This window comes from Pontixanthobacter luteolus, assembly GCF_009828095.1.
In the GTDB taxonomy this organism is placed as follows: domain Bacteria; phylum Pseudomonadota; class Alphaproteobacteria; order Sphingomonadales; family Sphingomonadaceae; genus Pontixanthobacter; species Pontixanthobacter luteolus.
This window is the reverse complement of record NZ_WTYP01000001.1, coordinates 613,364-634,039: the sequence shown is the minus strand read 5'-3', so window position 1 is coordinate 634,039 and position 20,676 is coordinate 613,364. Positions and strand designations below refer to the sequence as shown.

Annotated in this window: 20 protein-coding genes; 14 read left to right on the top strand and 6 right to left on the bottom strand. The window is 59.9% G+C overall.

All coding sequences use genetic code 11. The features are described 5' to 3' along the window. Nucleotides 1–27: 27 nt before the first annotated feature. Nucleotides 28–237: a YnbE family lipoprotein gene (locus GRI43_RS03020; protein WP_160729607.1), complete on the bottom strand. Its 210-nt coding sequence runs from the start codon at nucleotides 235–237 to the stop codon at nucleotides 28–30. Between the two features lie 47 nt (nucleotides 238–284). After that, on the bottom strand, nucleotides 285–3,563 hold the full coding sequence (locus tag GRI43_RS03015) for an intermembrane phospholipid transport protein YdbH family protein (protein WP_235903587.1): 3,279 nt from the start codon (nucleotides 3,561–3,563) through the stop codon (nucleotides 285–287). A gap of 42 nt (nucleotides 3,564–3,605) precedes the next feature. Here GRI43_RS03015 and radC point away from each other — a divergent pair, with 42 nt between their 5' ends. The 5 genes from radC (at nucleotide 3,606) to GRI43_RS02990 (ending at nucleotide 7,507) form a co-directional block, all read left to right on the top strand. Then, a complete protein-coding gene (gene radC / locus GRI43_RS03010) occupies nucleotides 3,606–4,328 on the top strand; it encodes a RadC family protein (protein ID WP_160729606.1) in 723 nt (240 codons plus the stop codon). 106 nt (nucleotides 4,329–4,434) lie between these two features. Next, complete coding sequence (gene purB / locus GRI43_RS03005; RefSeq protein WP_160729605.1) at nucleotides 4,435–5,745, top strand: adenylosuccinate lyase; 1,311 nt, start codon at nucleotides 4,435–4,437, stop codon at nucleotides 5,743–5,745. 78 nt (nucleotides 5,746–5,823) lie between these two features. Next, the gene (locus tag GRI43_RS03000) at nucleotides 5,824–6,189 is read left to right on the top strand and encodes a DUF1049 domain-containing protein (protein WP_202391578.1); all 366 of its coding nucleotides are present in this window, start codon (nucleotides 5,824–5,826) and stop codon (nucleotides 6,187–6,189) included. Next, nucleotides 6,186–6,860, top strand: coding sequence for an orotidine-5'-phosphate decarboxylase (gene pyrF, locus GRI43_RS02995; RefSeq protein WP_160729604.1), 675 nt, complete (start codon nucleotides 6,186–6,188; stop codon nucleotides 6,858–6,860). The genes GRI43_RS03000 and pyrF overlap by 4 nt, the downstream gene beginning before the upstream one ends. Nucleotides 6,861–6,871: 11 nt before the next feature. Next, nucleotides 6,872–7,507 carry a phosphoribosylanthranilate isomerase gene (locus tag GRI43_RS02990; RefSeq protein WP_160729603.1) on the top strand — a complete coding sequence of 212 codons (636 nt, stop codon included), beginning with the start codon at nucleotides 6,872–6,874 and terminating at the stop codon, nucleotides 7,505–7,507. 87 nt (nucleotides 7,508–7,594) lie between these two features. On the opposite strand, the gene GRI43_RS02985 is transcribed toward GRI43_RS02990, so the two are convergent. Further along, the gene (locus GRI43_RS02985; protein ID WP_160729602.1) at nucleotides 7,595–8,062 is read right to left on the bottom strand and encodes an outer membrane protein; all 468 of its coding nucleotides are present in this window, start codon (nucleotides 8,060–8,062) and stop codon (nucleotides 7,595–7,597) included. A gap of 213 nt (nucleotides 8,063–8,275) precedes the next feature. Between GRI43_RS02985 and trpB the strand changes: the two genes are divergently transcribed. The 5 genes from trpB (at nucleotide 8,276) to GRI43_RS02960 (ending at nucleotide 13,116) form a co-directional block, all read left to right on the top strand. Then, entirely contained in the window at nucleotides 8,276–9,487 is a 1,212-nt protein-coding gene (gene trpB / locus GRI43_RS02980) for a tryptophan synthase subunit beta (protein ID WP_160729601.1), read from the top strand. Then, nucleotides 9,484–10,005 carry a hypothetical protein gene (locus tag GRI43_RS02975; RefSeq protein ID WP_160729600.1) on the top strand — a complete coding sequence of 174 codons (522 nt, stop codon included), beginning with the start codon at nucleotides 9,484–9,486 and terminating at the stop codon, nucleotides 10,003–10,005. Before trpB ends, GRI43_RS02975 begins: the two co-directional genes overlap by 4 nt. A 161-nt stretch (nucleotides 10,006–10,166) precedes the next feature. Beyond that, entirely contained in the window at nucleotides 10,167–10,955 is a 789-nt protein-coding gene (trpA, locus tag GRI43_RS02970; protein WP_160729599.1) for a tryptophan synthase subunit alpha, read from the top strand. A 9-nt stretch (nucleotides 10,956–10,964) separates the two neighbouring features. Then, on the top strand, nucleotides 10,965–11,813 hold the full coding sequence (gene accD, locus GRI43_RS02965) for an acetyl-CoA carboxylase, carboxyltransferase subunit beta (protein WP_160729598.1): 849 nt from the start codon (nucleotides 10,965–10,967) through the stop codon (nucleotides 11,811–11,813). 7 nt (nucleotides 11,814–11,820) lie between these two features. Next, a complete protein-coding gene (locus GRI43_RS02960) occupies nucleotides 11,821–13,116 on the top strand; it encodes a bifunctional folylpolyglutamate synthase/dihydrofolate synthase (RefSeq protein ID WP_160729597.1) in 1,296 nt (431 codons plus the stop codon). Here the strand turns inward: GRI43_RS02960 and GRI43_RS02955 are convergent. Continuing rightward, entirely contained in the window at nucleotides 13,113–13,391 is a 279-nt protein-coding gene (locus GRI43_RS02955; protein ID WP_160729596.1) for a hypothetical protein, read from the bottom strand. The genes GRI43_RS02960 and GRI43_RS02955 overlap by 4 nt on opposite strands. A 12-nt stretch (nucleotides 13,392–13,403) precedes the next feature. Further along, nucleotides 13,404–15,095 carry an AmpG family muropeptide MFS transporter gene (locus GRI43_RS02950; RefSeq protein WP_160729595.1) on the bottom strand — a complete coding sequence of 564 codons (1,692 nt, stop codon included), beginning with the start codon at nucleotides 15,093–15,095 and terminating at the stop codon, nucleotides 13,404–13,406. A gap of 86 nt (nucleotides 15,096–15,181) precedes the next feature. Between GRI43_RS02950 and GRI43_RS02945 the strand changes: the two genes are divergently transcribed. From GRI43_RS02945 to rsmD, 3 genes are read left to right on the top strand one after another with little or no spacing between them, the layout of a single operon-like run. Then, complete coding sequence (locus GRI43_RS02945; RefSeq protein ID WP_160729594.1) at nucleotides 15,182–16,342, top strand: aromatic ring-hydroxylating oxygenase subunit alpha; 1,161 nt, start codon at nucleotides 15,182–15,184, stop codon at nucleotides 16,340–16,342. A gap of 17 nt (nucleotides 16,343–16,359) precedes the next feature. Continuing rightward, complete coding sequence (locus GRI43_RS02940; protein ID WP_160729593.1) at nucleotides 16,360–17,169, top strand: pseudouridine synthase; 810 nt, start codon at nucleotides 16,360–16,362, stop codon at nucleotides 17,167–17,169. Further along, nucleotides 17,166–17,714 (top strand): 16S rRNA (guanine(966)-N(2))-methyltransferase RsmD, encoded by a 549-nt coding sequence (gene rsmD / locus GRI43_RS02935; protein ID WP_160729592.1) that lies wholly within the window; start codon nucleotides 17,166–17,168, stop codon nucleotides 17,712–17,714. Before GRI43_RS02940 ends, rsmD begins: the two co-directional genes overlap by 4 nt. A 167-nt stretch (nucleotides 17,715–17,881) precedes the next feature. On the opposite strand, the gene GRI43_RS02930 is transcribed toward rsmD, so the two are convergent. Then, the gene (locus GRI43_RS02930; RefSeq protein ID WP_160729591.1) at nucleotides 17,882–18,160 is read right to left on the bottom strand and encodes a hypothetical protein; all 279 of its coding nucleotides are present in this window, start codon (nucleotides 18,158–18,160) and stop codon (nucleotides 17,882–17,884) included. Nucleotides 18,161–18,294: 134 nt separating this feature from the next. Between GRI43_RS02930 and GRI43_RS02925 the strand changes: the two genes are divergently transcribed. Further along, nucleotides 18,295–20,595, top strand: a complete 2,301-nt coding sequence (locus tag GRI43_RS02925; protein WP_160729590.1) for a UvrD-helicase domain-containing protein — start codon at nucleotides 18,295–18,297, stop codon at nucleotides 20,593–20,595. The last annotated feature ends 81 nt before the right edge of the window (nucleotides 20,596–20,676 follow it).

Below are 20,676 nucleotides of genomic sequence, written 5' to 3'. Positions count from 1 at the left end.
TTGCTCATCCTTGTGCTGCGGATCTTATCAGAAAATATCCGCATTCTCTTCAATCGTGTTGCTGGCATCTTCCGCCAGTCGATAAATTACTTCCTGCCGGATATTGATGTTGAGTTCGATTACGATCGGCTCGGACGGGGCATTCACATTGATGCACCCTCCCAGCAGGATCGAACCCGCCAACAATATCGCCGCACCGATGCGGCCCCTTGCCCCTGCTCTGCGCTTATACTGCATGACGCAGTGTGTCGCAGCCGCGCCGGACAAGGTCAATTTACAATGCGTCATGGCACATCCTCGCTGTCTGATGTCTGAATGGGCTCTTCATCGCCCAGTGCGTTGTCTGATATGTCGTCTGGTTTGATCGCCCGGTCTTGCAGCACCGGATTGATCGGCGGCGGCAAGACAGGCTCTGCCGGTTGCAGAGGTGCCCCCGCAGGAATGAAACGTTTCCCGTCATCTTCCAGCAGGCCCAGTTCGCGGGGATCGCGCACGGTGGACGGGTCGTAAATCGATTTCAGCGTGGTCACCAGTTTGTAGAACGGAGCGCGGATGTTCACGTTGAAGCGTATCGGCAGATCGGCGATCTGGCGGGTGATGAAATTTTGTTTGGTCCCTGCACCCTGCCGCACGCCGTCGAACCGGATACGGGTGACAATATCGCCGGTCAGTGGGCCGTCCATCTCGATCCGCATATCGTCGTAATCGAGACTCTTCAGCGTTTCGAAGGCGTAATTCGCGAAGGCTGACAGGTCTTCATAGGTCAGTTCGCCAACATACGAAATGTTACCGCCGGGCGCGCGCGCTACAAGCAGGCCGCCTTTGATTTCGCCAAAGCCCAGTTCGTCGAATTCCAGCGGCAATTGCCCGTCGAAAGTGCCGGTTGCGGCGAGGTTGCCGAGTTCGAGGTTCTCGACAAACAAAGCCGCTTCCAGCCCATCCACTTCGAGTACGTATCGCCTGCGTTCCGCGACCCCGAAATTGAGGTCGACGGGGCGCAAGGTCAGCGTGCCGCCCATGAACGGCCATTCGCCGCCCGTCACGCCCAGATACTGGCCATCACGCAAGCTGAAACCGATCACTCCGTCATTCACCTCGATGCCTGGATTGATCGCGGCCACCCGCACTTTCTGATCAGGGGCGGTAGTTAGGCTGAGCAAATCGATGAACTCAACCGTTCCAGCCGCGCCTGTGACGGGGCCAAACGCGGCCGCAAAATCGAGCGATTCGGAAGAGAAACGGCCGGAGCTGGTCACTGCGTCCGAATTCCAGTCAATCCGTCCGGTGCCGGCGATGCTGCCCCTGGCATTGGCAATCACACCAAGCGCCAGCGGAGTCAGATCGACGGGCTGCAATTCTTCGTCGAACAGCACGCCGGGCACATGCAGATCGGCAAAACCGGTGCTGGTAGTCAGGTCGTGCTGGATCGAGACTTCGGCAACTTCGCTCTCATTGCCTGGATAGCGCAGCAGCGCGTCGGCCAGAATAACGCTGTCTTCCAGCGAAAGCTTCGCATCCCGCGCCATGAGCGGGTTGAACCGGGGTTCTTCGGACCGGTCGACCAATTCGAATGAAGCGCCGCCAATTTCGAATACACCGCCCGCGTAAGACCATTCCCCTGTGGTGTCTTTCAGATCGAGCGGTACCGCAAACAACGCAATTTCGGCCCCTGAGAACGACCCTGTTATATCCTCGCCCAACACGGCCTTCAGCTCGGAAATTGCGAACCTGTTTTCCTCCTGCTGCGGACCGAGCGACACCAACAGATCTTTTACAGATGCCGCGCCGGGATAAGCGAATCCTGCTGCGCCGCTCGAAATGCGAATCTCTGTGCCGGCAAGCGTGCCCGCTATATTCAATGACGGAGCACCGGCGGCGAAATTAAGACCGTTGGTGCCGTAGCTGACAATCGGCCTGCCACTCGCCGGGCAAAGCGCGATCTGTTGTCCTCTCAGCTCGAGATTGGCGAACGCGAGCGTATCGAAGCCGATCTGCGTGCACCCCCGCCAGAGGGACAAGCCGCCCGCAGAGCTCCAGCTTCCGCTAACCGGCAAACGCAGGCCGCGCACTTCCCCGCCTGGCAATGGACCAGTCGCCTGCACGCTACCGGAAAATCCGAGTGCCCCGCTGCGATCCTGCGTTGCCACCAGTTCAGGTATGGCAAGCGAGCTTCCCTGCGCCGAATACTCGGCCATCTTCAGGCGAAAAATGGACCGTCCATTTGCCTGCTCCATACGCCCGACCAGAGCCGGCAATTCGCCGCCACCGAAGCGGAAATTACCTGACATGCGCGGCGTGCGCTCTGCCGTGCTGGCGATCTGCACCTGGCTGACCGACAAGAGAGTTTCACCGTATCTACCCTGCACCGACCCCTGCGGCAAAGACAACGAAATGATATCGCCAGTTTTGCGTGCGTTGATCGCAGCAGTGAAGCTGGAATCGACGAGTTTTCGGCCAAGGGCAGAACGAATTTTCGCCAGCAAGGGAGCCGCCAGGGTTCCTTCGGCGGATTTTTCATATTCTGCCAAGGTAGCGGTGAATCCGCGGCCGATATTTATCTGCGAACCCGACAATTCTGCATCAAGATCCAGCGACGCGAATTGATCACGTCCGCGCAGCCCGCCTTCCAGCGAAAATTCACCGGCGCGGACATTGGAGTTTGCGACAGATCTTGCAGCGAGATTAAAACGCGAATTGATCGTCCCGTCCCGCACGGCGACGGTCAGCGGGCCCGCGATCCCGGCTGCGGCTATACCCGGCCCTGCAAAGGCACCTGCCGCAATTGAGGCATCGGCATCGAAACCGGCCATATCTGCATCAAACGTAATATCCGTGGCGATGGACACATCCTTGATTCTCCCGGAATATTCAGGACAATTCAGAGCAGCTGTTCGCACCGGCCCCGACAAGGTTAGCCTGCCGCTGGTGGTCGTCAGGTCGCCGTAGACGGTTGCACGCGCAACCCTGCACCCGGCGATATCAGCCTGCGGAGCGATGGCGGCGATCATGCCGGTGAACCCGTTATCCAGCTGCCCCTGCCCCTCAGCCTTCACGCCGACCGGGCCAAAATCGGTTTCGAACAGTGCCCGCCCGTCAATCAGATCAATATCCCAGGCTGGCAGACCCGTTGGTTCTTCCGATTCGGCGAAGATGACCGGATCGAGGCTGCCGAGCGAGAGCTCTCCGTCGGTGTACGATCCGTAGAGGCGCGGTCTGACCAGTGTAATCCGGCCGATTTCCGGAACGCCCAGCCCATAGGACAAGGTTATTTCGGCACGTTCGATGGTGAGGTCGGGCCGCGCGGGATCGCCGACCACTATGTTTGTCAGGACCTGCCGCTCGGGCGAGATTTCCGTCACATCGTAGGTCGCTGGCACCCCGATCCCTGCGAGTTGTTCGGCAATCAGGTCACGCGCAATCTGTTCGCGCACCGTCCACGTATACCCGACCACCACAAGTAGGATAACCAGTGCAATCGCAGCGATTTTACGCAGCAGATTTCGCGGCTTGTCCATAGCCGTGTCGTCTTGCGTATCAGTTTCCTGTTCGGGGAGCTGCGGCATTGCTTGCTACTTGCGCGCAAGCGACTGCAAAGGCAATGCAGCATGGCAGCACTTGAAAGGTGGAATGGCCCGCAAATGAGCGAAAACGCAGGAAAACATGGCGCTGCGGGCCATCGGAGCCGTCTGCGAAAACGGATGCTTGAAGGGGGCGCAGAAGCGCTCGCCGATTACGAAGTGCTCGAATATTTGCTGTTCGCTGCGATCAAGCAAGGCGATACCAAGCCGGTGGCCAAGGCGCTGATCGATCGGTTCGGATCGCTATCTGGCGTGCTCAACGCCGATGCGGGGGCATTGCAGAACGTCAAAGGCGTAGGCGAAACAAGCGCTGCCGCGTTGAAGAGCGTGGCTCTGGCGGCGCGGCGGATGGCCCGCAACGAGGTGTCCCAGAAACCCGTGCTGGGAAGCTGGCAGGCACTGCTCGATTACCTGACCATCGACATGGCGCATCTGACGGTGGAGCGGGTGCGCGTGCTGTTCCTGAACGCACAGAACCGCCTGATCCTCGATCATCATGTCGGCGACGGTTCGATAGACGAGGCTGCCATTCATCCGCGTGAGGTTATCCGCCGCGGGCTCGATATCGGTGCAACCGCACTGATACTGGTCCACAACCACCCGAGCGGCAATCCCGAGCCGAGCCGCGCCGACATCCAGATAACGAATCGCATTGCGGAGGCTGGCCGGTTGCTGGGCATTACGGTACATGATCACGTCATTATTGGCCGCGAAGGACACACCTCGCTGAGGGCAAAAGGTCTGATTTAAGGCGCGCAGACGATCTGCCGTGTGCAAACAGGCCCGCTCCCCTTGCCAATCGCCATGCCGCGCCTTAGCCGCCGCGTAACTGCCCGCAACATCACCGGAGTCGATCATGGTCCCCCGTTATTCCCGCCCTGCAATGTCCGCAATCTGGGAGCCAGAGGCCCGCTATCGCATCTGGTTCGAGATCGAAGCGCATGCGACGGAAAAGCTGGGCGAACTGGGCGTGGTCCCGGCGAGCGCCGCCAAGGCCCTGTGGGACTGGTGGGCGACCAACCCGGAAATCGACGTTCCCGCCATCGATGCCATCGAAGCGGTCACCAAGCATGACGTGATCGCATTCCTGACCTGGGTTGCCGAGCAGGTCGGTGACGAGGCGCGCTTCATGCATCAGGGCATGACCAGCTCCGACGTTCTGGACACGACGCTGGCGGTGCAGCTGGCCCGATCTGCCGACATTCTGCTGGAAGACCTCGACCACCTGCTGGCCGCGATCAAGCGCCGCGCGGAAGAGCATAAGTACACGCCCACTATCGGCCGCAGCCACGGTATTCATGCAGAACCGGTCACATTCGGCCTCAAATTGGCGCAGGCCTATGCAGAATTCGATCGCTGCAAGAAACGCCTTATCGCCGCGCGTGAGGAAATCGCCACTTGCGCGATATCCGGCGCCGTCGGCACTTTTGCGAATATCGACCCCAGCGTTGAAGCGCACGTCGCAGAAAAACTCGGCCTGGAAATCGAACCGATATCGACTCAGGTTATCCCGCGCGACCGGCACGCAATGTTCTTTTCCACGCTGGCGGTAATTGCCGGATCGATCGAACGTGTCGCGGTCGAGGTCCGCCATCTGCAACGCACTGAAGTTCTGGAAGCTGAGGAGTATTTCTCACCCGGCCAGAAAGGTTCGAGCGCGATGCCGCACAAGCGCAACCCGATCCTCACCGAAAACCTCACCGGTCAGGCGCGGATGATTCGCGGCTATGCCATGCCGGCGCTCGAAAACGTGGCGCTGTGGCACGAACGCGATATCTCGCATTCCTCGGTCGAGCGTTTCATCGGCCCCGACGCGACGATCACGCTCGATTTTGCGCTCGCGCGGCTGACCGGGGTAATCGACAAGCTGCTGATTTATCCTGAGCGGATGCAGAAGAACATGGACCGCATGGGCGGTCTGATCCATTCGCAGCGCGTGCTTCTGGCATTGACGCAGGCCGGGGTCAGCCGCGAAGACGCGTATCGTCTGGTTCAACGCAACGCGATGAAGGTTTGGGAATCGGATGGCGCGCTCGCCTTGCTCGATCTGCTGAAAGCGGATGAGGAAGTGACAGCGGCGCTTTCGAATGAGGAAATCGAGGCGAAATTCGACCTCGACTATCACTTCAAGCAAGTTGACCACATTTTCAGCCGCGTGTTCGGCTGATCGGCGGGCAACCCGCTCACCCTTCCCAATCGCGGCTCAGCAGCCTAGCATCTGCCGAAAATCTGACGGAGTACTGAAATGCAGGTCGTTCGCACCATCCTCTGGGTCTTGCTGTTTGTGGGACTGCTGGCGTTTTCCTTCTTCAACTGGAAGCCGGTGGAAGTCACGATTTGGGAAAATCTGGTGCTGGAAACGAAGGTACCCGCGCTGGTCATCATCTCTTTCCTGCTTGGCATGATCCCGACATGGCTGCTCCACCGCGGCACCAAATGGCGCATGAACCGGCGGATCAAGACGCTGGAAAACGCCGCCAGATCGGCTGCGGTTTCGCCGTCCTCTCCTCCGGCTACGACGACAACTGAGGCGGCTTCACCGTCCGGCACCGCTGCCGCGCCGGTTGAACCCGCCCCTGCACTCACCGCGGATAGCACCACCAAGCCATGACAAATCCCGTCTATCTCGCGCTCGATCTGCCGCAACTCGATGCGGCAAAAGCCCTCGCCGCGAGGGTCAAGAATCATGTTGGCGGGCTGAAGCTGGGACTGGAGTTCTTCTGCGCTCACGGTTCTCATGGCGTCCACGAGATAGCGCAAGTCGGCCTGCCCATTTTTCTCGATCTGAAACTGCATGACATTCCGAACACTGTCGCTGGTGCGATGCAGGCGATCCACGTCCTCGAACCGTCGATTGTGACCGTGCACGCAAGCGGCGGGCGCGCGATGCTGGAAGATGCCAAGGCAGCGGCGGGTGAACACACCAAAGTCGTTGCTGTAACCATGCTCACCAGTCTGGACGAGCAGGATCTGAAGCGTACCGGGGTTGGCGGCACACCGCACGATCACGTCATGCGACTGACCGAACTGGCGCATGATGCAGGTATCGACGGCATCGTCTGCTCCGGTCAGGAAGTTGGCGGGGCGCACAAGCAATGGAAAGACGGTTTCTTCGTGGTCCCCGGGTTGCGTCCCGCCGGATCGGCAGTGGGTGATCAAAAGCGCGTCGTCACCCCGCGACAGGCGCGCGACGATGGCGCCAGCGTGCTTGTGATCGGTCGGCCCATCAGCCGTGCCGACGATCCGGTTCAGGCGGCACGCGATATCGAGGCAACGCTTTAAAGCCTCTCACCATGCGCGAACAGTTGATCAAGATCTGCGGGCTCTCGTCGCCCGATACCATGCAGGCCGCTCTTGATGCTGGTGCGACACATGTCGGACTGGTTCATTATCAGCCCAGCCCCCGGCACATCGAGTTGCCTGACGCGTCACGGCTTCGCGCAATGGCAAGGGGGCGCGCCAAAGTGGTGCTGCTGCTGGTCAATGCCGATATCGAAACCACGTCCGCCGCGATCGAGGCGATCAAGCCCGAGGTGATCCAGTTTCACGGGACGGAAACACCGGAATGGTGCGCCCTGGTCCGCAAGCAGGTGAATATCGAAGTCTGGAAGGCGCTCGGCGTGAAAGACAAGCCGACGCTGGAAAAATCGGCGCGCTATATCGGCAAGGTCGACCGGTTGCTGTTCGATGCGCCGGCAACAGCATTGCCCGGCGGGAATGGCACCAGTTTCGACTGGAGCCTGCTCGCAGATCATGAGCATACCGCCGCTTGGGGCCTCGCCGGCGGACTGACACCGGAAAATGTTGCCGATGCGATTGCGCAAACCGGGGCGCCGCTGGTGGATACGTCATCCGGCGTGGAAAGCGCGCCCGGTATCAAGGACGCTGCGAAAATCGCCGCGTTCTGTGCCGCAGCAAAAGCAGGCTGAGCTTTCCAGCCCCTCACGCCTGCCCGGCAGCCGATACAAAAAGGGCGGCCCGAACGGACCGCCCTTCCATCGTATTTCTGACCAGGATCAGAAAGCTACGCCAACACCGACTACGGCAGTGTTCACGTCAACGAAATCGCTGAAGAAGTGACGGTATTCAGCTTTCAGGTAGAGACCGCTGTCGCCAACCGTCTGCTCGTAACCAGCACCCAGGTGCGGGGTGTCTTCGCCTTCACCGAAGGTGTAACCGCCGGTTGCGTAGATCTTGCCGCCGGTGCCAACCTTGGCGCCGAGACGTGCGGTGGTGCCCCAGACTACGTCTGCGCCATCAACCAGCAGCTTGTCAGCCGAACCTTCAACGCCGAAGAACAGCGAGCTGTCTTCGCCAGCACCGAGGTCGAAGTCATAACCAGCAGCAACGCCGGCAACAGCTTCTTCTTCGCCGTTTGCCCAGGCGATACCGCCGCGAGCTTCAACACGAGCTTCGTTGGCCGAGGCCGGAGCAGCTACTGCTACCGCAGCGATCGCACCGAGTACAATTGCAGTCTTACGCATATTAAATCCTTTCAATCATGCCGCCGAAATTGGGGGTCGACGGCAGGGAAAGGTCAAATAGTCAGCGAAAAATGAACTTCAACTGACAAATTATTGGTTAGTCTAAGTTTCTGATTATGTGGTGATTGTGCAACATTAGGTTCATCGGGCGTAAAGAAATAATGCGCCCTGTGAATGCTGGACAGGCCCGCAATGCTCTGCCAATCGGGGGCCATGAACGCCCCCAATTCCTTCCGCAACCAGCCCGACGATCGCGGTCATTTCGGTGACTATGGCGGCCGTTATGTGGCCGAGACATTAATGCCGCTGATCCTGGATCTGGAGCGTGAATATCGCGCTGCCCAGGCCGATCCGGCTTTCAAGGCGCAGTTCGACGATCTGCTGGAACATTACGTCGGCCGGCCCAGCCCGCTGTATTTCGCAGAACGCCTGACCGAGGCGGTCGGCGGCGCGCAGATATGGTTCAAGCGTGACGAACTGAATCACACCGGCGCGCACAAGATCAACAATTGCATCGGGCAGATCCTGCTCGCCATTCGCATGGGCAAGACGCGGATCATCGCGGAAACCGGCGCGGGCCAGCACGGCGTTGCCACGGCGACCGTCTGTGCGCGGTTCGGCCTGCCTTGCGTCATCTACATGGGCGCGGAGGATGTCCGGCGGCAATCGCCCAACGTGTTCCGCATGAAATTGCTCGGCGCGGAAGTGATCCCCGTAACCAGCGGCGGCGCGACGCTGAAAGACGCAATGAACGAAGGTCTGCGCGACTGGGTCGCCAATGTGCACGACACATTCTACATCATCGGCACCGCAGCTGGTCCGCACCCCTACCCCGAAATGGTTCGCGATTTCCAAAGCGTGATCGGCAAGGAAGCGCGCGAACAGATGCTCAGCCGCATCGACCGCCTGCCCGATTTGCTGGTCGCCTGCATCGGCGGCGGTTCGAACGCGCTTGGCCTGTTCCACCCGTTCCTCGACGACGCAGACGTAAAGATGCTCGGCGTAGAGGCAGGCGGGCACGGGCTCGACGGTGATGAACACGCGGCCAGCCTGCTAGGCGGGGCACCTGGCGTGCTTCACGGCAACAAGACTTATCTGCTGCAGGACGAAGACGGCCAGATCACCGAAGGCCACTCGATCAGCGCAGGGTTGGACTATCCGGGCATCGGCCCCGAACACGCATGGCTGAAGGATACCGGCCGGGTCGAATATACCAGCGTGACCGACAAGGAAGCGCTGGAAGGATTCCAGCTGCTGTGCCGTACCGAGGGTATCATCCCCGCGCTGGAGCCCAGCCACGCGATCCATGCAGTGGCCGAGCGCGCAAAAACAATGCGCGATGATCAGATCATCCTCGCCAACCTGTGCGGACGCGGCGACAAGGACATCTTCACCGTGGCCGAGGCGCTCGGGGTGGAAATATGAGTGAGGCAAGCGGAGACGTCGGCAAACCTCTTCTAGTTTCACTTATTGTTGTTTGGGGCTGTGCTGCTGTCGCCTTCCTCGCCATCCAATGGCTCCTGGACTCATACCTTGCAGCCGGTCGAGGAGACGAATTCGGCTTGTCCATGATGATGACGACGCCAGGAGATGTGGTCATATACGCCGTGCTTCTGAGTTTGCTATTCTTGTTGCATTGGTGGCTTTCTGGTCTCTTCGGAAAAAGCGGCATCGCCTCACGCCCAGTCGCAAACTTGATGCTGGTCGCTGCTGGACTCTGTATCCTTCAACTTCTTTTCGAGGGAGCTACGAGAGATTATCTCGAATTCAGCGTGCTCTGTGGGCCTGACGAACCAACAGTGGTGATAATGGTTGACGAATTTTATCTGTGCGAACGATCAATGTTGGTTACCAAGGCAGCAGGATGGTTGAGCATCGTGCTTCCTCTGCTAGCCATTCCTGTCAGAATCCTTGAAAGTCGAGTTCGGATGAAGCGAACGTGACCCAACTTTCCTACACACCGGCAGTGATGGTATAAAGCACGCATGACAACTGCTTCAAGCCTTTGGAAATACAGCACAACTTGCGCACCTATTGTCGAAAAGCTTTTCGCGCCGTGTACTGTGTTCCATGTGTTCCATCCTGTAGGACTTCGCGAGAACAAATGACCGAATCCAACCGCCTCTCTTCCGCCTTCTCCAAACCACACCCTGCTCTCGTCTGCTTCGTCACTGCTGGCGACGGGGACACGGCGGCCAATCTCGACGCGCTGGTCGAGGGCGGCGCCGATGTGATCGAGCTGGGGATGCCCTTCACCGATCCGATGGCCGATGGTCCGGCAATTCAGGCTGCGAATTTGCGCGCCTTGGCCCGCCGGACAACGACCGCCGATATCTTCGCGCTGGCCGAACAGTTCCGCCTCCGTCATCCGGACGTGCCGCTGATCCTGATGGGATATGCCAATCCGATGATCCGCCGCGGGCCGGAATGGTTTGCGGAAGAATGCGCCAAGGCCGGGGTGGACGGAGTGATCTGCGTCGATATCCCGCCGGAGGAAGACGAAGCGCTCGGCCCTGCGCTGCGCACCAAGGGCATTGCGCCTATCCGCCTCGCCACGCCGACCACCGATGCCAAACGTTTGCCTGCGGTGCTCGAAGGTTCGGACGGTTTCGTCTATTACGTGTCCGTCGCCGGCATCACCGGCAAGCAGCAGGCGGCCACCGCATCCATCGAAGAAGCAGTCGGCAAGCTCAAGGCGTCAACCGATTTGCCGATCGCAGTCGGCTTCGGTGTGCGTACACCCGAGCAGGCCAGCGCCATTGCCAAGGTAGCCGACGGGGTTGTCGTCGGCTCTGCACTGGTGGAACTTGTCGGCAAATATGGCGCAGATGCTCCGGCCGCGCTAAGGGAGCTGACTTCGGCTCTCGCAGATGCCGTACATTCGGCTCGCTAAGGAATAGAAATGAACTGGCTCACCCGCGTCCGCAACTCGCTCCCGTTTGGCGCAAAGCGCGAAACCAATGACAATCTGTGGGTCAAATGCCCGCAGTGTCAGGAAATGCTGTTTGCGAAGGAATTTGCGGACAATCACAAGGTTTGTCCGCGCTGCGATTATCACGGCCGTATCGGCGCGGATGAACGCCTGAACCTGCTTCTCGACATGGGCTACGACCTGCTTGAGCAGCCGGAGGTCAAGGAAGACCCGCTGAAGTTCAAGGATTCGAAGAAATACACCGACCGCCTGAAAGAAGCGCGGGCGAAGAACCCGCACCGCGATGCCTTCAGCGTCGGTTCCGGCCAGATCGAAGGCCACGATGCTGTCGTCGGCGTGCAGGATTTCCACTTCATGGGCGGTTCCATGGGCATGGCCGTGGGCACCGCATTTTGTCAGGGCGCCGAACGCGCGCTGACCCGCGGCTGCGCCTATATCGTGGTCACAGCTGCTGGCGGTGCGCGGATGCAGGAGGGCATTCTCAGCCTGATGCAGATGCCCAAGGCGACCGTGATGACACGCCGCCTGAAAGAGGCCGGCCTGCCCTATATCGTCGTTCTGACCGATCCGACTACGGGCGGCGTTACAGCCAGTTACGCAATGCTCGGCGATGTCCAGATTGCGGAACCGGGCAGCCTGATCGGCTTTGCGGGCCAGCGCGTGATCCAGGATACGATCCGCGAGAAATTGCCCGAGGGGTTCCAGCGCGCCGAATATCTGCGCAAGCACGGCATGGTCGACATGGTCGTCCACCGCCATGAACTGCGCGAAACGCTGGCGACGCTGCTCGATTATCTGCAAGGCGCGAAAGCCGCCTGACAGGCCCATGAAGGATTTCGGCAAGTCGGATCATCCGGCGGTTCAGGCCCAGCTTGACCGGCTGGCGGGTCTGTCGCTGCCCGAAGGACGCCTTGGGCTCGATACCATACGCTGCCTGCTGGACCGGCTGGGCAATCCGCACCGCAGTCTGCCGCCTGTTTTTCATGTTGCCGGGACCAACGGCAAAGGCTCCACCTGCGCTTTTCTGCGCGCCATGCTTGAGGCGGATGGCAAGCGCGTTCACATGACCACCAGCCCGCATCTGGTGCGCTATAACGAGCGTATCCGGCTGGCGGGCGAACTGATTGCCGACGATCCGCTGGCCGCGCTGCTGGAGGAAGTGTTCGATGCAGCAGAAGGGCTGAACCCGAGCTTCTTCGAAGTCACCATCGCCGCCGCCTTCCTCGCATTCAGCCGGACGCCAGCCGATGCGTGCGTGGTGGAAGTCGGCCTCGGCGGCAGGTTCGACGCAACCAACGTTCTGGAGCCGGAGGCGCTGGCGGCCTGCGGGATCGCGGCTCTCGGGATCGATCACGAGCGATTTCTGCTCGCACCGGAGGAAGGCGTGCCGCAAGTGCCGCTCGCCCGTATCGCTTTCGAGAAGGCAGGCATTACCAAGCGGGCCACATCGCTGATCACGCAGAGTTATCCTGAAGAAGCGACACTGGAAATCGAACGTGCCGCGCTCGCCGCCGGGGCGCCGCTATCCATGCGCGGCAGGGATTGGCATTCGAGCATCAGCGAAACCGCGCTGCATTACGCCGACCGGTATGGCGAGCTGGTTTTACCGTTGCCGCAGCTCCCCGGCCCGCATCAGGGGGACAATGCGGCCTTGGCAATTGCCATGCTTCGTCATCAGGACCGGGTGAACGTAGCCAGCGGCGCGTTGGCGGCGGGTATCCGAAATGCGAAATGGCCTGCCAGACTTCAATTGCTTGCACCCGGCCCGCTTTGCAGTGGCCGCAAAGTATGGCTGGACGGCGGACACAACCCGGATGCCGGCAAGGCGCTGGCTGCGCATTTTGCCGGGCAGCGGGTTCATCTGCTTCTGGGCATGATAGAAGGGAAAGACCCGCAGGCTATTCTGGGCCCTCTTGCCCCATCCATCGCAAGCGTGACTGCGGTGCCGATTTCCACTCATGAATACCAGCCAGCTGCCTCATACGGCGCGGACATCATGCAGGCCGCTTCGCTGGAAGATGCGCTCAACGCATTGCCTGACGACGGGTTGCCGGTGTTGATTGCGGGGTCGCTCTATCTTGCAGGAGACGTGCTGCGGATGAACCGGGAAAGGCCGGATTAATCGACCCTACGCGGCTTCATCGTCAGCCAGCTGATAAGCCCGACCGCCAGAAACAGCCCGATAAACAGCGCGATTTTGCCCGTAATTGACGGCATTTTGTTGCTCGCGAAAGTCCACAGTACGAACGCGCCGATTGCATAAGATGCCCCGTGCCCTCTGGCGACGACCTGCGATGTTCCGCAGCGTTCGCAATCATAGGGTTTCCCCATGCCCCAGACGAGCAGGCGCAGCGGCGCTGCCTTACCGCATTCCGGGCATTTCGGTCCCTTATTCATTGATTTTCCTGATCAGCCGCCGGGCGCAACAATACCCGCAGCCTTGCCAAGCCGCGACTGCCGCCACCATTCGACCAGGCACAGCGCGACCGCAAAGAAACCGATCAGCGTCGTCAGGATGAACACGTCAAAATATCCTTGATCCTCGATCATCTTGCCCAGCGCACCGCGACCCAACGTGCCCACCAAAAGAGTTAGTGAGGAAAGGAGCGCGTATTGCACCGCGCTATAGCCTTTTGCCACAATGCTGGAGAGATAGGCGACGAAGGCCGCACCAGCGATCCCCACAGCGATATTCTCGCCCGCGATGGCCATCATCAATTTCGCCAGCCGCGGATCGCCGCCAAGCTCAGATACAAGCCAGGTGAAGCCGCTGGCATCGCTCACCGCTTGCATCACCGCGCCGCCGCGCGCGAGGTCGGCGTAAAGCAGGTTGGTCGCAGCAGCCAGAAACGCGCCCAGCGTCAACGTCATCATCCGCCCCAAAACGGTGAGCAGATATCCGCCCAGCGCGAGGCCAATCATCAGCGCGCCGACGCCGAAGAACTTGGACGCAACCGCAACCTCATCCTTCGTGTACTGCAATTCGCCGAGGTAGAATGGATAAGCGAAGCTGCCCCATATCGCGTCGGTAATCCGGTAAGTCAGCACGAGAGCGAATACGATAACCAGCGCCCAGCCTAACCGGCCGACAAAATCGGTCAGCGGCAGAACAAGCGCTCGGTAAAGGTGATCGAGCATCCGGTCCGCTGCCGAGGTCGCAGGTGCCGCCTGCTTGAGCAGGTTGGTGCCTTTTCTCTCGATCCGTACCAGCCATGCCGCGATCAGCGATGGGATGACCACAGTCGCCACAACCACCAGCGGCCCCATGGTGGAAATGAACGCCACCGAATCCGGCCGCGCGCCCGGATCGCTGGCAAGCGAGCGGACCATGAATACGCCAACCGTAATCAGCGCCCAGCCCCACAACAGGCCGACCGCGCCGAGCGCCATGAAGCGAATGCGCGGGCTAAGCTGACCTGCCTCGCGCAGGCCATGCGGGTCGCTTTCGTTGGTTTCGATTACCGATGCGTCGGTGTCAGGCGCGAACAGGCCAGCGATACCGACAACCAGCAGGATCGCCCCCATGGTGAGGTAGACTGTCGGCCAGCTGGTCCGTTCTGCCAGAAACAGGGCGAGCGCGCCGCCGACCAGCGCCGCAATCCGGTACCCCATCTGATACACAGTCGACAGGATATCGATTGTCGCGACTTCATCGGCGATATCGACGCGCCAGGCGTCAATCACGACGTCTTGCGTGGCCGAAGCGAACGCGCCCAAACCGGCAAGCAGCGAAAACCAGCCGAGCGCCGTTTGCGGATTCAGCGTCGACAGTACGACAAGGAAAATCCCCAGCATGATCTGTGCGGTGACGATCCACTGTTTGCGTTTTCCCAGCCGCCGCAGCAGCGGAATATCCACCCGGTCAAGCGCAGGGGACCACAGGAACTTGAAGGCATAGGCAAGACCGATCAGCGAGAACACGCCCATCGTTTCCAGATCAACTTCTGCATCCGAAAGCCACGCATACAAGGTGCCCAGCAAAAGCGCATAAGGAAGGCCGGCCGCGAAACCGAACAGCAGCATGAATCCGGCCTTGCGATTGCCGAGCGCCGCCAGAACCCTGCGCCAACCCGGCTTATCGTTCGCTTGTGCTGCGGCCATGAATCCTGCGTCCTCTTTGTCTTATCGCGATTTCGTGCGACACTAGCTAGGTTCGCCGAATAGGAAAGCCAATAGAGGCAAATGCCATGAACGAGATTGGAACCAAGCCGCACAAATTCCGCCCCACCGACAGCCAGTTGGCGCTGGCCGAGGCTATCGTCAGGGAGGAAGAACGCGAATCACAAGGGGTCACCCATGTGCCAGCGTCGGTCTATACCGATCCGGATCATTGGGAGCGTGAGAAAGCCGCTCTTTTCGGCCGGCTGCCGCAGGTTATCGCGCCCTCCGCGTTGCTACCGGAAGCCGGAATGGCTGTGCCGCACGACCAGACAGGCCGCCCGCTGCTGATCACCCGCGACGCAGAGGGCAAGGCGCATGTTTTCCTGAATGTCTGCCGCCACCGCGGCACTCGGCTGGTGGAAGGCACGGAAATACAGTGCGCGAAGCGGCTGGTATGTCCGTATCACGCCTGGACCTACAAGCTGGACGGGAAGCTGCTGGCCCTTCCCCGGCCCGACACATTTCCCGGCTTCGAGAAGTCGGAACATTCGCTGATCGAATTGCCCAGCTTTGAAGCGGGCGGGCTGATCTGGTTCTCGCCCGTTGAAGGCGCTGATTTCAGCGACGCCCAAACTCTGGGCGCAGATTTCGCTGCATTCGGGATGGACGATTTGCACCTGTTCCGGCGAAAAACCCACGATGTCGCCGGCAACTGGAAACTGATCATGGATGCCTTCCTTGAAAGTTACCATGTAACGCGGCTGCACGCGAAAACGATCGGGCCGTTCTTCAAGGACGGCATAACGTCGGGCGATCATATCGGCCCGCACGCGCGCTCTGCCGTTGGCCGCAAGGAAGAACTGGACCATGTCGATCTGACTGACATGGAAGCGCTGCGGCGGGTGATCACCTTTGCCTATCAATTGTTGCCCGCCACCATCATCATCCCCAGCCCTGACTATGTGAATGTGATGGTTCTGATGCCGCAGGCGCATAACCGGACACTGGTCGAAGACTTTATGCTGATCCCGGAAAAGCCCGCGACCGAAAAGGCCCGCGATCATTGGGAACGAAGCTGGGCGCTGCTCGACGGCGGGGTCTTTGCGAGCGAGGATTTCCGTGCCGCCGAACTGGGCCAGCAGGGTCTCGAGACAGGGGCAGTGCCGCAGATTACGCTGGGCACGCTGGAAACGGGCATCCTGCGCTTCCACGAAACGGTGCAGGAAGCATTGCGCGCGGCGAATTGAACGCCTAACCGCGCGCCATGGTCAAAATCACCCCCACCCCGCCCAAATCCGAAGATTCGTCGAACAGTGGCGATCGGCCGGAAGGGCACCGGATTGCGAAGCTGCTGGCCCGTGCCGGCGTTGCCAGCCGCCGCGAGGTGGAGCGGATGATTGGCGATGGCCGCGTTGCCATCGACGGCAAGGTTCTGGAAACAGCCGCCACGATCATTCCCGATCTGAAAGGCGTGACGGTTGACGGGAAGCCAGTGGGCAAGCCCGAAGCGGCACGCCTGTTCTGTTTCCACAAGCCCCCGGGACTGCTCACTGCAGAGCGTGATTTCAGCGGCCGCGGGACGATTTACGATGCGCTTGTCAATGCGATGCCCAAGGACGCGCCGCGGGTGATGCCTGTCGGCAGGCTCGACCTCAATACCGAGGGGCTGCTGCTGATGACCAATGACGGCGAACTCAAGCGGGCGATGGAATTGCCCAGCAGCGGGATCCCGCGCACCTATCGCGCCCGCGCATTTGGTGACATCAGCCAGGCGCAGCTGGAGGACCTGATGGACGGCATCACGATCGAAGGCGTCAACTACGGCCCGATCGACGCCAATCTCGAGCGCCGGACCGGGCGTAACCAGTGGATCGAGCTGACCCTGACCGAAGGCAAGAACCGCGAAGTTCGTAATGTGCTCGAATATTTCGGTCTCGAAGTGAACCGGCTCATGCGCACGGCATATGGTCCCTTCATTCTGGGCGATATCAAACGCGGCACGGTTGCCGAGATCAAACAGTCCGACGTGGAACGTTATCGCAAGCAGCTCGCACGTGAGACCAAGCGAAAATGAGAATTATCGCTGGCGAATGGCGTGGCCGCAAAATTACCGCTCCCAAAGGGGAAACGACGCGTCCGACTGCGGATCGCACGCGCGAAACCCTGTTCAGCATGCTCACAAGCCGCCTCGGCACCTTTGAGGGTCTTTCAGTGGGCGATATGTTTGCAGGGTCTGGCGCGCTCGGGCTGGAGGCGCTTTCGCGCGGCGCGGCGCACTGCCTGTTTGTCGAACAGGAAGAACAGGCGCTCAGGACCATTCGTGCCAATATCGCAGCCTTCGGCGCCCGCGAAAAATCGGACGTCAGGGCAGCATCAGTCATGGGTCTGGGATCTGCGCGGCAACCGCTCGACCTGATCATGCTTGATCCGCCCTATGATACAGGTGCGGGCATGGTGGCCCTCGACAAGATGCAACGACAGGGCTGGATCAACGAGGCAACTTGGATCGCACTTGAAACAGGCTTGAAAGAAGACGTTTCGGTCAAGAATTTCGAGATCGATGTCGAACGCAAGGTCGGCAAGGCAAAAATCACGCTTCTGCGCCTGAGTGAAGCCTAAGCCGGCGGTAGATCATATACTGCGCCAGATGGACTTGTTCTCTTCGCAAAGCTTAACATGCTCACCGCCCTGTGACAGCGCATGAAAAAGGGCAGCCGCGCCATGGCACGACCGCCCTCTGTCTGCGACCAGCACCGAACAAAAGCCGGTGCGTGCGCGACGAACCTTCAGTCCATTTGGCTGGCAGGCTTGCCCGGCCAGTAATCTAGCGGACGGTTGCCCCATTTGAGACCCGCCGCACGCGGATTGATGCAGCCATCGGTCATTCCGTCCATGCATACTGCATAGACCTTGCCTTCGATCTTCACCTTGGTGGCCACGCCCCGGGCGTTGCGCTCAACGATTTCAGGAGATTTTGCATCGGTGCCGTGATGGTTGGCCATAGCGAAACTGCCGCTTGTCATCGTTACGCCTGCAGCCACTACTGCGAGAAAAAACTTCTTCATTTCAATACCTCTTGGGTAATTTCGTTAGATGGTGGGTCAACGGAGGCGGGCCAAATCGGTTCCGAACAGGCAAAGTCAGGGCACATCTGGACACTTGCAGTTGCGGTCCATGTTCCCTAGCTGTTCACCATTCCATGACCGACCATCTTCCCCCTTCTGCGCCCACCCGAAATGGCGATATCCCCGCCTATGCGGCACGTCTGAACCCGCCCCAGAAGGATGCTGTTCTCACCACCGAAGGTCCGGTCCTGATGCTGGCCGGTGCAGGAACCGGCAAGACCGCTGCCCTGACCGCGCGGCTGGCGCACCTGGTCGCCATGCGCAAGGCGTGGCCGAGTGAGATTCTGTGCGTCACGTTCACCAACAAGGCCGCACGCGAAATGCGCGAGCGCGTCGGGCAGCATATCGGACCGTCGGTGGAAGGTATGCCTTGGCTGGGCACCTTCCATTCAATTGCTGCGAAAATGCTGCGCCGCCATGCCGAACTGGTTGGCCTGCAAAGCAATTACACCATCATCGACACTGACGACCAGCTGCGCCTGATCAAGCAATTGATCCGCGATGCGGAGCTGGACGAGAAACGCTGGCCGCCGCGCCAGCTGGCCGGTCTGCTCGATCAATGGAAGAATCGCGGACTTAATCCCGGCGATCTCGATGCAGTCGATAACGAGGCGTATGCGAACGGACGCGGCCAGGAATTTTATCGCAAGTATCAAGACCGGTTGAAAGCGCTGAATGCGTGCGATTTCGGCGACCTGCTGCTGCATGTGCTGAACATTTTCCGCCAGCACCACGATGTGCTGGATCAGTACCGCAAACGCTTCAAATACATCCTGGTCGATGAATACCAGGACACGAACGCAGTTCAGTATCTGTGGCTGCGACTGCTTGCTCAGGAGCGCAAGAATATCTGCGTGGTCGGCGATGATGACCAGTCGATCTATTCTTGGCGCGGTGCAGAAGTTGCCAACATACTGCGTTTCGACCGCGATTTTCCCGGCGCCAAAGTGATCAAGCTGGAACAGAATTACCGCTCCACCCCTCAGATTCTGGCGGCTGCATCGGGCCTGATCGATGCCAACAGCCAGCGCCTGGGCAAGACTTTGTGGACCGAAATTCCCAACGGCGACAAAGTGCGCGTGATCGGTGTCTGGGATGCGCCAGAGGAGGCTCGCCGTGTAGGCGAAGAGATCGAGCGTCTCGAACGTGAAGGTTCGCCGCTCGACGAGATCGCAATCCTTGTTCGCGCACAATATCAGACGCGCGAATTTGAAGACCGCTTCATCCAGATCGGTCTGAATTACCGGATTATCGGCGGTTTCCGTTTCTATGAACGGGCCGAGATCCGCGATGCGCTCGCCTATCTGAGGGTGATTGCTCAGCCGGCAGACGATCTGGCATTCGAACGAATATACAATCAGCCTAAACGCGGGCTCGGCGCGAAAACGCTGGAAAAAATGTATCAATATGCGCGGGCGGCGAACTTGCCCCTGGCTGCTGCGTCGCTGCAACTCGCTGACAGCGACGAATTGCCCAAGCGTGCCGGAAACACCATCGCCGCGCTGATGCGCGAGTTCCTCCGCTGGCGCGAGATGGAACCGAATGTCACACCGTCGGAACTGCTGCGCACGGTGCTCGACGAAAGCGGCTACAGCGCCATGCTGGAGGCCGAACGTTCGACCGAAGCGGCTGGCCGGATCGAGAACCTGTCAGAGCTCGCGCGGGCGATGGAAGAATACGAAACGCTTGGCGACTTCCTCGAGCATGTCAGCCTTGTGATGGACAATGATGCCTCTCCAGACGAGGAAAAGGTTACCATCATGACGATGCACGCGGCGAAGGGGCTTGAGTTTAACAATGTGTTCCTGCCCGGCTGGGAAGAAGGTGTATTCCCTTCGCAGCGCTCCCTCGACGAAGGCGGCTTGGCCAGTCTCGAGGAAGAGCGCCGGCTCGCGTATGTTGCGATCACCCGGGCGCGCAGGCGCTGCACCATCCTGCACGCTGCCAACCGCCGCATTTACGGCCAATGGACCAGTTCGATACCCAGCCGGTTCATAGAAGAATTGCCTGACGAACATATCGATCAGGAAACCACCATGACCGGCGGCGCGTCGCTGTGGCGCGCAAACTGGTCGGAAGCAGACGATCCGTTTGCCCATGTCAGCAATGCGCGCAGCCAGACCCGCGGTCCGGGTTTCCAGCGCGCGCTTTCCAGTGGGTACAGCAAGCAGCCGGCAGTGGTTAAGGAGCCTCGCCGCAGTGCTGCCAGCTTTGCCGCCAAACCGCGTCAGGACATCGCGCTGGGCGCACGCGTGTTTCACGACAAATTCGGCTACGGCACGGTCATGTCGCAAGAAGGCAACAAGCTGGAAATCAATTTCGAACAGGCCGGGACCAAGCGGGTCATCGACAGTTTCGTGACGCTAGCGGATTGATACATGCTGCTTGCGCAGTCGCCATGCTGCGACTGGCAGGCGTGCATCACGCCCGCCAAGGCGGCAGAATTTCAATCCTGA

What these genes read in the sequence shown, in the direction of transcription:
- GRI43_RS03020 (WP_160729607.1), bottom strand. Translation starts at nt 237, where the DNA reads ATGCAGTATAAGCGCAGAGCAGGGGCAAGGGGCCGCATCGGTGCGGCG.
- GRI43_RS03015 (WP_235903587.1), bottom strand. Translation starts at nt 3,563, where the DNA reads ATGCCGCAGCTCCCCGAACAGGAAACTGATACGCAAGACGACACGGCT.
- radC (WP_160729606.1), top strand. Translation starts at nt 3,606, where the DNA reads ATGGCAGCACTTGAAAGGTGGAATGGCCCGCAAATGAGCGAAAACGCA.
- purB (WP_160729605.1), top strand. Translation starts at nt 4,435, where the DNA reads ATGGTCCCCCGTTATTCCCGCCCTGCAATGTCCGCAATCTGGGAGCCA.
- GRI43_RS03000 (WP_202391578.1), top strand. Translation starts at nt 5,824, where the DNA reads ATGCAGGTCGTTCGCACCATCCTCTGGGTCTTGCTGTTTGTGGGACTG.
- pyrF (WP_160729604.1), top strand. Translation starts at nt 6,186, where the DNA reads ATGACAAATCCCGTCTATCTCGCGCTCGATCTGCCGCAACTCGATGCG.
- GRI43_RS02990 (WP_160729603.1), top strand. Translation starts at nt 6,872, where the DNA reads ATGCGCGAACAGTTGATCAAGATCTGCGGGCTCTCGTCGCCCGATACC.
- GRI43_RS02985 (WP_160729602.1), bottom strand. Translation starts at nt 8,062, where the DNA reads ATGCGTAAGACTGCAATTGTACTCGGTGCGATCGCTGCGGTAGCAGTA.
- trpB (WP_160729601.1), top strand. Translation starts at nt 8,276, where the DNA reads ATGAACGCCCCCAATTCCTTCCGCAACCAGCCCGACGATCGCGGTCAT.
- GRI43_RS02975 (WP_160729600.1), top strand. Translation starts at nt 9,484, where the DNA reads ATGAGTGAGGCAAGCGGAGACGTCGGCAAACCTCTTCTAGTTTCACTT.
- trpA (WP_160729599.1), top strand. Translation starts at nt 10,167, where the DNA reads ATGACCGAATCCAACCGCCTCTCTTCCGCCTTCTCCAAACCACACCCT.
- accD (WP_160729598.1), top strand. Translation starts at nt 10,965, where the DNA reads ATGAACTGGCTCACCCGCGTCCGCAACTCGCTCCCGTTTGGCGCAAAG.
- GRI43_RS02960 (WP_160729597.1), top strand. Translation starts at nt 11,821, where the DNA reads ATGAAGGATTTCGGCAAGTCGGATCATCCGGCGGTTCAGGCCCAGCTT.
- GRI43_RS02955 (WP_160729596.1), bottom strand. Translation starts at nt 13,391, where the DNA reads ATGAATAAGGGACCGAAATGCCCGGAATGCGGTAAGGCAGCGCCGCTG.
- GRI43_RS02950 (WP_160729595.1), bottom strand. Translation starts at nt 15,095, where the DNA reads ATGGCCGCAGCACAAGCGAACGATAAGCCGGGTTGGCGCAGGGTTCTG.
- GRI43_RS02945 (WP_160729594.1), top strand. Translation starts at nt 15,182, where the DNA reads ATGAACGAGATTGGAACCAAGCCGCACAAATTCCGCCCCACCGACAGC.
- GRI43_RS02940 (WP_160729593.1), top strand. Translation starts at nt 16,360, where the DNA reads ATGGTCAAAATCACCCCCACCCCGCCCAAATCCGAAGATTCGTCGAAC.
- rsmD (WP_160729592.1), top strand. Translation starts at nt 17,166, where the DNA reads ATGAGAATTATCGCTGGCGAATGGCGTGGCCGCAAAATTACCGCTCCC.
- GRI43_RS02930 (WP_160729591.1), bottom strand. Translation starts at nt 18,160, where the DNA reads ATGAAGAAGTTTTTTCTCGCAGTAGTGGCTGCAGGCGTAACGATGACA.
- GRI43_RS02925 (WP_160729590.1), top strand. Translation starts at nt 18,295, where the DNA reads ATGACCGACCATCTTCCCCCTTCTGCGCCCACCCGAAATGGCGATATC.